The organism is Thermoleptolyngbya sp. M55_K2018_002 (assembly GCF_015295965.1).
GTDB classification, from domain to species: domain Bacteria; phylum Cyanobacteriota; class Cyanobacteriia; order Elainellales; family Elainellaceae; genus Thermoleptolyngbya; species Thermoleptolyngbya sichuanensis.
Window position 1 is genome coordinate 1 of sequence record NZ_DVEA01000398.1, and the last position, 9,917, is coordinate 9,917.

9 protein-coding genes are annotated in these 9,917 nt (G+C 58.7%); 4 read left to right on the forward strand and 5 right to left on the reverse strand.

Annotation, left to right across the window (positions count from 1 at the left end; genetic code table 11):
* Nucleotides 1-208: 208 nt before the first annotated feature.
* Nucleotides 209-1,168 (forward strand): hormogonium polysaccharide biosynthesis glycosyltransferase HpsN, encoded by a 960-nt coding sequence (gene hpsN, locus IGS51_RS20325; protein ID WP_367279393.1) that lies wholly within the window; start codon nucleotides 209-211, stop codon nucleotides 1,166-1,168.
* Here the strand turns inward: hpsN and IGS51_RS20330 are convergent.
* The 3 genes from IGS51_RS20330 to IGS51_RS20340 form a co-directional block, all read right to left on the reverse strand.
* Entirely contained in the window at nucleotides 1,143-3,131 is a 1,989-nt protein-coding gene (locus IGS51_RS20330) for a DICT sensory domain-containing protein (protein WP_297080592.1), read from the reverse strand. The genes hpsN and IGS51_RS20330 overlap by 26 nt on opposite strands.
* 339 nt (nucleotides 3,132-3,470) lie before the next feature.
* A complete protein-coding gene (locus IGS51_RS20335; protein WP_172356738.1) occupies nucleotides 3,471-4,259 on the reverse strand; it encodes a TIGR00297 family protein in 789 nt (262 codons plus the stop codon).
* Between the two features lie 124 nt (nucleotides 4,260-4,383).
* Nucleotides 4,384-5,046: a class I SAM-dependent methyltransferase gene (locus IGS51_RS20340; protein WP_297080593.1), complete on the reverse strand. Its 663-nt coding sequence runs from the start codon at nucleotides 5,044-5,046 to the stop codon at nucleotides 4,384-4,386.
* A 219-nt stretch (nucleotides 5,047-5,265) separates the two neighbouring features.
* Between IGS51_RS20340 and IGS51_RS20345 the strand changes: the two genes are divergently transcribed.
* Complete coding sequence (locus tag IGS51_RS20345; protein ID WP_297080594.1) at nucleotides 5,266-5,685, forward strand: hypothetical protein; 420 nt, start codon at nucleotides 5,266-5,268, stop codon at nucleotides 5,683-5,685.
* Nucleotides 5,686-5,779: 94 nt separating this feature from the next.
* Nucleotides 5,780-7,084 carry a tetratricopeptide repeat protein gene (locus IGS51_RS20350; protein WP_297080595.1) on the forward strand — a complete coding sequence of 435 codons (1,305 nt, stop codon included), beginning with the start codon at nucleotides 5,780-5,782 and terminating at the stop codon, nucleotides 7,082-7,084.
* A gap of 31 nt (nucleotides 7,085-7,115) precedes the next feature.
* Here the strand turns inward: IGS51_RS20350 and IGS51_RS20355 are convergent, their stop codons facing one another.
* Entirely contained in the window at nucleotides 7,116-7,718 is a 603-nt protein-coding gene (locus IGS51_RS20355; protein ID WP_172356728.1) for a hypothetical protein, read from the reverse strand.
* Between the two features lie 273 nt (nucleotides 7,719-7,991).
* Here IGS51_RS20355 and trxB point away from each other — a divergent pair, with 273 nt between their 5' ends.
* Nucleotides 7,992-9,386: a thioredoxin-disulfide reductase gene (trxB, locus tag IGS51_RS20360; protein ID WP_297080596.1), complete on the forward strand. Its 1,395-nt coding sequence runs from the start codon at nucleotides 7,992-7,994 to the stop codon at nucleotides 9,384-9,386.
* Between the two features lie 91 nt (nucleotides 9,387-9,477).
* Here the strand turns inward: trxB and tadA are convergent.
* Nucleotides 9,478-9,917, reverse strand: a 440-nt coding sequence (tadA, locus tag IGS51_RS20365; protein WP_297080597.1) for a tRNA adenosine(34) deaminase TadA, incomplete at its 5' end; no start/stop codon positions are given.

The following is a 9,917-nucleotide window of genomic DNA, read 5'->3' on the forward strand; positions in this document are numbered from 1 at the left end:
CCCAGTCCGGCTGCCACTATCAGCGGCAGCGGTAAGCTCAGACCCTCGACCCAGGGATATAGCTCTGCCATTACAAAAAACAGCACCACGCCTGCAACCCACACCTGCATTCTGCCAAGCCCTTGAATTTCCAATGCTCACAATACCCGAAGGATAGCTGAAGATTGGCAAAATGCGACAGGATGGAGGCTGATGCGCCTTGCTCCAAATGCTTCCCTTCGTGTCCTTAATTATCCCCACCTACCAGCGCGAGGCGGTGCTGCGGGCCACGCTGCGGGATGCCCTGTGGCAAGATTACCCGACCTACGACGTGATCGTGGTGGATCAGACGGCGGTGCATGAACCTGAAACCGAGGCAATGCTGGCAGAACTCAGCGCAGCAGGCAAGCTGACCTGGCTGCGGGTGGATTGGGCCAGCCTGCCGCGGGCGCGAAATGTCGGCATTCGGCAGGCAACGGGCGAGATTGTGGTGTTTGTGGACGACGACGTGCAGATGCCGCCGGATTTTTTGGCAAGACACGCGCGGCATTATCAAAATTTAGAGATTGGGGCGATCGCCGGCCGGGTGCTGGATCGGCTGAAGCTGGCGGATGACCCCGATCGCCGCATCGAGCAACTGCCGCCGGCGGCAAACGATCCGGCGATCGCCTGGTATCACCTCGACCTGGTGCATACGGTGAAGCCGCAGCGGGTGCTGTCGGCAAGGGGCTGCAATATGTCCTTTCGGCGATCGCTCTTTACCCAGCATCATCTCTGGTTTGACGAGCGGTTTCGGGGCAGCGCAGTGCGGGAAGAGTCGGACGTGTGCTTGCGGCTGCGGACGACGGGGCTGGTGATCTGGTACGACCCGGAGGCGTGGCTGGTGCATCTGGGGGAGGAAACGGGCGGCTGTCATGACCTCTCGACGCGATCGCCCCGCTATCAGATCAGCTTCTATCACAATCATTTCTGGCTGGGGTTCAAGAACCTGACCCCTGCCCAATGCCTCCGGTTTTTTGCCAAATTATTTGACTGCCATGTGCTAGGAAACCCGCCCTGCAACAAGGGCGGCCACCTGCTAAAGGTGATGACTCGTCTGTTTTTTTACCTGTTGGGGCTGCTGGCAGCGATGGGAACTGCGCTTTTGGCAAAGATGTCAGAACTCAGGAGCGGCCGTTCTTTGCTCTAGCCCCAGACGTGCCCGCCGTCTCCTGCGCCAGCGGCAGCGTAAAGTGAAACTGGCTGCCCTTGTCGCGCCCATCCGACTCGGCCCAGATTTGCCCGCCCAGCGCCAGAATGATTTGTCGGCAAATCGCCAGGCCCAGCCCCGTGCCGCCCGCCGTCCGCCGCAGGGCCCCTTCTTCCTGATAGAAGCGATCGAACACGATCTCCAGGCGATTTGGCTCAATGCCGCGTCCCGTGTCGGCAATGGTGACTTCCAGCATCTTGCCGCCGTTTGGGTGCGCCTCGATCAGCACTTCTCCGGTGGATTCGGTGAATTTGCAGGCGTTGTCTAGCAGTTTGGCCAGCACCTCGACCAGCCATTCCCCGTCGGCCCTGACCAGCGGCAGTTCTCCAGGCACGTTGGTCTGGATTTTGGGCAATGGCGCGTCGGACTGGCGGGTTCGCAGGCTGCTGAGGGCTAGGTCTACGCACTCTTGCAGCGCCAGCGGTTCCAGATGCCACTCGACGCGGCCACTCTCCAGCCGCGATAGGGTGAGGAAGTCCTGCACCAGTTTTCGCATTCGTTCTGCGTCAGACAGGGCCGTGCTGAGCATGACTTGGCGCAGTTCCGTGGGCATGTCGGGTTCGCTGGCAAGGCTTTCCAGGCAAACCTGAATGGTGGACAGCGGCGTGCGGAGTTCGTGGCCCGTAATGGCGATCAGGTTGCTGCGGGTGCGCTCTAGCGCTTCAAGCTGCTCGTTCAGATCTTCCAGGTTGGCGTAGGATTCGGATTGGAGGATGGCAACGCCCAACTGGGAGGCGACGGATTCTACGAGCGATCGCGCTTCGTCTGTCCAAGTATGTGGCTCCTTCTGGCAGTGATGTAGCTCCACCATGCCCAGCAGCCGTCCCTGGTTAATAACAGGCACCATCAGCCAGGAGCGGATGGATGCTCGCTTCAAAATTGGCTTGAGCGGCGACAGGTCGAGCGGCGGATCCGTGCTGGTGTTGGCGATTTCCGCAGGGATCGCTTCGCGAATCGCCACCGAGGTCTGCTGCTGGGCCACGGCTTGAAACAGGGGATTGTCTCGCAGCAGCCAGTCCTGATCCACCAAGGAGGCAATGCGCTTGTCGCGGCGATATTCGTAGGTGATTTTGGCGCTGCTGTCGGTGTCTTTGCAGCGATAGATTATGCAGCGACAGACCTGCATCGCTTTGCCCAACTCCTCCACTGCCACGCGGAAAATGTCGTCGGTGTTGAGGGACTGGCGCATCGCTGTGGTAATGGAGTTCACCAGGCGTTCTTTGCGCTCCTGCGTGGCGATGGAGCGGTAGGCCTTGAGCAGCTTGTATTGCCCTGCCTGCAAATGAGTGACTAGGCGCTGGGCAAAGGGGTCGGGGTCCACTTCCAGCTTGGTGGGCTGCGGCAGCAGAATTTCGGCCTTGGCGGCGGCGATTTTTTCCGCCAGTTCTGGGCGATAGCTCAGGATGCGATCGAGCAAAATTTCGGCGGCATGGTAGCTCACCTGGCGGTCAAACGTCCACACGCCTTCAAAGCGGCGGGTTTGATCCATCGTCGTTTCTGCGGTGTCGGCAGCGCTGGGCAGGCTGGTACGCTCGCGGCAGACCAGACAGGCGGAATACTGCTGCCCAATCACCACCAGATGCCATTCCTGGCTTAATTGGTCGGAGGGGTCAAAGGCGACGGTTTCATATTCTTCTGATCGATTCATGAAGTCCGTTTCGGGCGCAGCCAGGACGTAGACCTGGGGTGTGAGCGCGGCGATGCGGAGGTAGCGGTGAGATTCCTGCCGATAGAACCGTTCGCGCTGGAAGCTGGCAATGATGAGCGGCTGGCCGGAGGATGCCAGAACCTGATCCTCCATCGCGTGAGAGAGGGCGGTGAGCGACGATTTGAAGTAAAGCTGGGGGCGCAAGTGGGGCGATCGCTTCAATAGCGCATCCAGCACGGACTCAGAAATGCTCATGCAGGGCTTGCTTAATCCAATCCGGACAATCCAGCAGCGGTAACCACCAAAGCAGGGTGAGGTGATCCTATTCTCGGATAAACTTGCGGTCTTAGATCTAGAGAATAGCTAGATTAAAGCAGGATTGGGGGATGGAATGCAGTCGTCTGGCTAGCAGAGGGAAGAGGGAAGAGAGAAGAATGAAGAGGGTTGGATGGGCGAGGACAGGGCTGACTGTAGTCAGTGGTGGGAATGACAGGCTTGGAGATGGTGGGCCGAAAGTGGGCTGACACAATATTGCTGACACAATATTGCTGACACAATATTTACGCATATTTGCGCTTCAGGTATGTGTGCGCTTTAGGCAAGCTGGTGAGCCAGGAAGTAGTAGGCTCCAGCGATCGCAATGGCGGCGATCGCCCCCAAAAATGTGTTCACAATATTCACCATCTCGTTGGTGAGCCAGCGGTATTTTGATTGCAGTGTTGCGCCGATCAGGCTTTCCAGATTCGTGGCGATAAATGCGGCGGCAATGCACATGGGAATTTCAATCGGGGCGATCAGCCGCACGGCCCAGCCCAGCGTGGCAATCAGCGCTGCCCCCAACAGCCCTGCTAACGTTCCCTCCAGGCTCACTGCGCCCTCAGTTCCCGCTGGAACGGGTTGGAAGTTGGTAATCAAAAACGTGCGGCGGCCGTAGGCTTTGCCAATTTCCGTAGCGGTGGTGTCGGCTAGCTTGGTGGCAATGCTGGCCACATAGCCCAGCGCCAGCAGCACGATGATCACCTTCGTCGTCGCCGTGCCCGCACTCCCCAGGGCGTAAATGCTCAGCGCGCAGAGCGTCGCCGTCAGCGCCGACCCCCAGACGTTTTCTGGCCCCCGTGCTCCAGAGCGCTTCTCGGCAATGCCGGCCTCTTCTTTGCGCTGCTTGCCGATGCGAGTGACCGCCGATCCCACCAGGAAGTACACCACCATGACGACATAGCCGCGCCAGCCCAGCGTGCCAAACAGAATCACCCCCAGGGCCCAGGCGTGGAAAATGCCCGCCGGAGTCAGCAGTTTCTTGGGCAAAACCCAGGCGATCGCCGCCAGCAGGCTATTCAGCCCTAACCCCACCAGCCAGGGCATCCATTCGCTAGAGATGGGCATCGCACCTCCTCCCAGACGCGGTTTTGCAAGAGGACTCTGGTCTTAGGGTAAGCGATGATTTCGGCAGAGTCGAGGGGGATCGGCACAAGGGCAGGCGACATTTCATATCGTACCTCACCGCTCCCTATCGCTTCCTGGCCAGCGTCAGCCCATCCGATACGGGAATCATGCTGAGGGAGACGCGGTTGTCCTGGTGAATTTTTTGGTTGAACTCGCGAATGGCGAGGGTGTTGGGGGATTGGTTATCGGGGTTGATGACCTCGCCGCCCCAGAGGACGTTATCGACGGCGATCAGCCCGCCGGGGCGCAGAAGTTGGAGCGATCGCTCGTAATAGTTCCAGTAGTTGCCCTTGTCTGCATCGATAAAGGCAAAGTCGAACGTGCCCGCCTGTCCCTCTGCCAGCAGGCGATCCAGCGTTTCCAGCGCAGGCGCAAGATACAGCGCGATCTTGTGGGCCACGCCGGCCTGCTGCCAATAGCGACGGGCGATCGCCGTATAGTCTTCGCTCACGTCGCAGGCGATGACTTGTCCTGCCTCCGGCAGCGCCAGCGCCACCGCCAGGGAACTGTAGCCCGTAAACACGCCAATTTCCAGCGTTTTCGTTGCGCCAATCAGTTGCACCAGCAGCGCCAAAAATTGCCCCTGATCGGGCGTGGTCTGCATGATGCGCTCTGGATGGCGAGCCGTTTCCTCTCGGAGCGATCGCAGCACCTCTGGCTCTCGCAGCGACACCGACAGCAGATAATCGTGCAGCGGTTCCGACAGTCCCAAGCTTTTGCCTGTCATGGTCTTCAACGGTAGAAGGGCAATTGGATCATAAGATGTTCTGTGAAGGGAGAGGGAAGAGGGAAGAACGAAGAGAGAAGAACGAAGAGGGAAGAGGCTTCGTTTTTCATTTTTCATTCTTCGTTTTTCGTTCTTCGTTCTTCGTTCTTCGTTTTTCGTTCTTCGTTCTTTAACTTCCCCTTCCCCCCTTTGTGCTTTATTCCTTCAATTAACTCAAAAATGCTCCGTCCCCTCCTCGCGCTCCTGCTCACGTTCCTCCTGACTGCCTGTAGCTCTGTCTCTGGGCCGGGTCGAGATATCGTGGAGCGGGCGATCGCCCTCCAGTTCAGCCAGACGCAGGAAGACCTGATCCAACTGCTGAATCCTCAGAACCCGACCTTTCCCCCATTTACCATCAGCAATGTCAAAATCACTGATGAGCAGGGATTGCAAATCGGCAACCTGCGGGGGTTTCGGGTGCGGGGAACCTATGATGTGACGCTGGAGTTTCCGGGGCGAACGGTAACGCAAAAGGCTAACCCGTTTGAGATTTATCTCCAGCGGCAAATTGAGGGCAAAACCTGGCGCTTGGCACGGCGGCAGGCCAATCCCAAAAATCAGACCGATACGGAAAGCTGGGTGACGCAGTTGGTGTTATAAACAGCCCCGGCGGCTGTTAGTGGCGGCCCTGACGGGTGAAGGATTCGCCTCAGAATACTGCTCCTGTAAACCTTTGCCTTGTGGAGAAGCGCCCGTGGAACAGCCCGCTCTGGAACAGCCCGCTCTGGAACAGCCCGCTCTGGAACCGCTGCCCCTGGGTTCCGCTGCTCTGCTCGGATCGTCTGATCATCCCGTGCTTCAGCGCTATGGAGTGGCTCTGGAAACCCTGGAAGCCCACGCCGAGCAGCCCAGTGAAGATGTGATTTTGCAGGCGTTGACGGCGCGAGACGCGGTGCAGGCTGCACTGGATAAAGCACCTGCTGATCCGACAATTCGGGCTGAAATCTATCGGCTAGATCAGCGGCTGCGGCAGCAGAGCGGGGCGATCGCCCGTCATCTCGATCTGGCGACCTGGCGCGACAGCCTCAATCCGCCCGCAAGCGCCTGGTGGTGGAAGTTTCCTAAGCCGCCCGACCCGCGCGATCGCCTCGACTGGCTCTGGGACGCGCTGACGATTACCACGCTGGCGGCCAGCTTCAGCCTGGTGATGGATATTTCCAGCAAGTTTTTGACGGGGGGCACCGACCTGCTCGGTTCTTTCATCATCGTGGGACAGAGCGTGCTGACGCTGCTGACCGGGAAAACAGCGCTGACCCAGGCAGGGCAAGAAGCCACCGAGCGCAGCCTGGAACGAATGGGCGTGCCGTCTCATTATCAGCACGAGGCAAAACTGGGACTCTCGACCGGGCTACTGCTGCTGCTGCTGGGGCTACACGCCAATCTGCCCCGCATTGCCGGTCTCTACGCCGCCTGGGGCAACGAAAATCAGGCTCAGGGCGAAATGACCCGCGCTGAGGAGAACCTGCGGCGATCGCTCGCCCTTAACCCCGACAATCCCCAAACGCGCTATGACCTGGGCACGGTGTATGAAGACGGGCAGAATCCCGAAAAGGCGATCGCCCAATATCGCCTCGCGCTCCAGGGTGGATTGCCCCAGGCCAGTATTCCGCTCTCTCGGCTATACATTCTCGATGGGCAATACGACATGGCTGCCAGCGTGTTGATGCAGGGCGAGCAAACTGCATCTGCTGGGGCGACTCCCGAAGGAACAGGGGCGCTACTAAGCCCAGACTTTACCTATAGCTATCACAAGAATCTGGGATGGATTGCGTTCAGACAGAGCCGTCTCGATGAAGCGGCTGCCCATCTGCAAGCGGCGATTCAGCTTGACTCCCAACGGGCCGCTGCTCACTGCCTGCTGGCTCAGGTGTGGACGGCTCAGGGCAAACCTGCGTTGGCAGAATGGCAAGCCTGCGCTAACACCGCAGACCGCACCATTCCCGAAGAAAACACCTGGTATACGCAGGCTCAGTCTGCCCTACAGCGGCGAGGTTCCTAGGAAGCCGGAAAGTTAGTTAGAAAAAGCAGGGTTAGAGCGGTTGCTTCATGGCCTCTAGCAGGGCAGAGAGCGCCTGATCCTCTGAGGCGGTGACCCGACGATCGAGCATCGACAGACTGACGGCCTTGGGCAGGGCGATCGCCGCCAAGTCAGCATCCAGCCCCTCCGTCAGCACCTCCAGCGATTGCGGAATCTTCAGCGCCGAACGAATCCCCAGCAGCATGTCTTCTTCATAGCCCAGCCCGCGCAACTGCGGCAGCACATCCTCCCACACCACCTTGCTATCGGGGCTACCCGCCTGAATCACGTAGGCCAAAAGCCGCTGCAACTTGCTCTGCTGTTGGGGAGTCAGCACGATCGGCTCTGCTGGTTCTGCACCACTGGCCCGCTCGCTCTCCTCCAAATTTTTCAAAATTTGCTCCCAGTCGTGGCTATCGCAGGCCTCAGGCTTGCCAACCACCAGCGACACCTGAATCTTGTCCGATGCGGCATCAATTTCGGTAACCCGTGCCTCCACGCCCAAAAAGCCCAGCCATTGGGCGATCGTATTCACCAGCGTGGCGCGGGTAGACTGGCTGCTGGCCAAAAGCCGCAGTTGCGTGCGAACCATCGGGCGCACAATCTGTGTCAGCATAGCCTCGATCTCTGAGGAATGAAAAATGAGTGTTGTGAGTAGGATAGCGTAGATCCCACCCGGCAAATGGTGGCCAAGATTCCAGTCCGACGGGGAAACCTAATTTAAAGAAGGAAAAACGAAAAACTAAAAACGAAAAGAGAAAATTTCCAGGTACCTATCCAACCCTGACCAGATTCTCTTCGTTCTTCGTTCTTCCCCTCAACATCTATTTACACCCCCAGTATCCTGTGATAACCTAAGCGTAGTCGTTATGAGTTTATCTATTTCCCTATGGCGAACCCAGCGGTAGAAAATGCGGTAGAGAATGTGGTCATCATTGGCTCCGGCCCAGCGGGCTATACGGCTGCGATCTATGCAGCGCGGGCAAATTTGAAGCCGTTTATGTTTGAAGGGTTTCAGGCCGGCGGGCTGCCCGGTGGACAACTCATGACCACCACCGAAGTCGAGAATTTCCCCGGTTTTCCCAACGGCATCACTGGCCCCAACCTGATGGACAACATGAAGGCGCAGGCGTTGCGCTGGGGCGCGGAATTGGTGACTGAAGACGTGACTTCTGTAGATTTTAGCCAGCGTCCTTTCGTGATTCGCTCGGAGGAGCGCGAAGTGCGGGCCCACACGGTCATCATCTGTACTGGCGCAACGGCCAAGCGGTTGAATCTGCCCGGAGAGACGGAGTATTGGACGCGGGGCATTTCGGCCTGCGCGATCTGTGACGGCGCAACGCCGATTTTCCGAAATGCGGAACTAGTTGTGATTGGCGGCGGCGACTCGGCGGCCGAAGAAGCGGTCTACCTGACCAAGTATGGCTCCCACGTTCACCTGCTGGTGCGCGGCGATAAGATGCGGGCTAGCAAGGCCATGCAGGATCGCGTGCTGCGAAATCCCAAGATTACTGTGCATTGGAACACATCGGCGACTGAAGTGTTTGGCGATGGTAACCTGATGACGGGGATTAAGACCATCAACAACCACACGGGCGAAACGGGCGAAATTGCCGCGAAGGGTCTGTTTTATGCCATTGGCCACACGCCGAATACGTCGCTGTTTCAGGGGCAGATCGACCTGGATGGCGTGGGCTACATCGTCACCCATGAAGATGTGAAGACGAATGTAGAAGGTGTGTTTGCGGCGGGCGACGTGCAGGATCACGAATATCGTCAGGCGATTACGGCGGCGGGGACGGGCTGTATGGCGGCGCTGCTGGCGGAGCGCTATCTCTCGGCAAACTCGCTGATTCAGGAGTTCCACCAAACGGAAGCCTCGGAGCGCCCCCACGAAGCTCCTGCCCACAAGACCGAAGAGCAACAGGCTTCGGAATTTGACCTGGCAAATACCCGGCACGAGGGCGGCTACGCGCTGCGGAAGCTGTATCACGAGAGCGATCGCCTGATTGTGGTCATCTACACTTCGCCTACCTGCGGCCCCTGCCACACGCTGAAGCCGATTCTCAGTAAGGTGATCGACGAGTTTGCAGACCAGGTTCACTACGTCATCATCGACATTGAGCAAGATCCTGAGATCGCGGCCAATGCAGGCGTGACGGGAACCCCGACCGTGCAGTTCTTCAAGGACAAGGCCTTGGTGGGGCAAATGCTTGGCGTGAAGCAGAAGAGCCAGTATCGGGAAATGATTCAGAAGAATCTGGCGGCTGTGCCGGTGGGGTAGAGGAAGAGGGGAAGAACGAAAAGGGAGGAACGAAGAGGGAAGAACGAAAAGGGAAGAGGGAAGGTTGGCGTTAACGAATCCCTCTCCGTGGCTACCCATTCCCCCTCCGCTTGGCAAACCACTGCTGCAACTGTGCCCGACACGCTGCTTCTAAAACTCCCGATAGCACTCTGGGACTGTGGTTTGAGGCGGCGCTGTCGGGCAGGTTGAGGACGGTGCGGATGGCTCCGGCTTTGGGGTCGTCTGCGCCGTAGACCAGCATTTCCAAGCGAGCAAGGGCGATCGCCCCCGCGCACATGGGGCAGGGTTCCAGTGTGACGTAGAGCGTGCAGTCTTCCAGTCGCCAGGTGCCAAGGCGTTGCCCTGCCTGACGCAGCGCCAGAACTTCGGCGTGGGCAGTGGGGTCATGGTCGCGTTCGCGGCGATTTTCGCCCGTGGCAATCAGGGTGTTGTCTGGGGCGACGACGACTGCGCCGACGGGCACTTCTCCGGCCTGTCCGGCGGTGGCGGCTAGGGCGATCGCCTGCTGCA

Excerpts from the sequence above, each read along its gene's own strand:
- hpsN (WP_367279393.1), top strand. The coding sequence starts at position 209 with ATGCTTCCCTTCGTGTCCTTAATTATCCCCACCTACCAGCGCGAGGCG.
- IGS51_RS20330 (WP_297080592.1), bottom strand. The coding sequence starts at position 3,131 with ATGAGCATTTCTGAGTCCGTGCTGGATGCGCTATTGAAGCGATCGCCC.
- IGS51_RS20335 (WP_172356738.1), bottom strand. The coding sequence starts at position 4,259 with ATGCCCATCTCTAGCGAATGGATGCCCTGGCTGGTGGGGTTAGGGCTG.
- IGS51_RS20340 (WP_297080593.1), bottom strand. The coding sequence starts at position 5,046 with ATGACAGGCAAAAGCTTGGGACTGTCGGAACCGCTGCACGATTATCTG.
- IGS51_RS20345 (WP_297080594.1), top strand. The coding sequence starts at position 5,266 with ATGCTCCGTCCCCTCCTCGCGCTCCTGCTCACGTTCCTCCTGACTGCC.
- IGS51_RS20355 (WP_172356728.1), bottom strand. The coding sequence starts at position 7,718 with ATGCTGACACAGATTGTGCGCCCGATGGTTCGCACGCAACTGCGGCTT.
- trxB (WP_297080596.1), top strand. The coding sequence starts at position 7,992 with ATGGCGAACCCAGCGGTAGAAAATGCGGTAGAGAATGTGGTCATCATT.